The sequence below is a fragment of the Halomonas sp. ND22Bw genome, from assembly GCF_003011945.1.
Taxonomy (GTDB): Bacteria; Pseudomonadota; Gammaproteobacteria; order Pseudomonadales; family Halomonadaceae; genus Halomonas; species Halomonas halophila.
In genome coordinates, this window is sequence record NZ_PXWD01000901.1 from 1 (window position 1) to 270 (window position 270).

The following is a 270-nucleotide window of genomic DNA, read 5'->3' on the forward strand; positions in this document are numbered from 1 at the left end:
CACGTTTGACATGAGATTTCACCGTTCCGAGCGGCAAATTCATGGCTGCCGCGATTTCGGGGTGGGACATCCCAGCGCCGTGGCACAGGGACACGCACACCCGTTCGGTTTCGTTCAGCGACTTCAGCGCCTCGTCCAGGTCCATCAGCCCGCCGCGATCCACCGCGATCTCGGCCTGATCGGCCTCCACCTCGGCGACGTAGCGCGCCTCCTTGGCCACCCGCTTCAGATAAAGCCGCGCGGCGATCTTCTTGATCCAGCCCGCGAACG

At 64.1% G+C, this 270-nt stretch carries 1 protein-coding gene; it reads right to left on the reverse strand.

Features of this window, described 5'->3' with window-relative positions; genetic code table 11:
* On the reverse strand, positions 1-270 hold a 270-nt coding region (locus tag CVH10_RS20760; protein ID WP_146143209.1), incomplete at both ends, for an RNA polymerase sigma factor.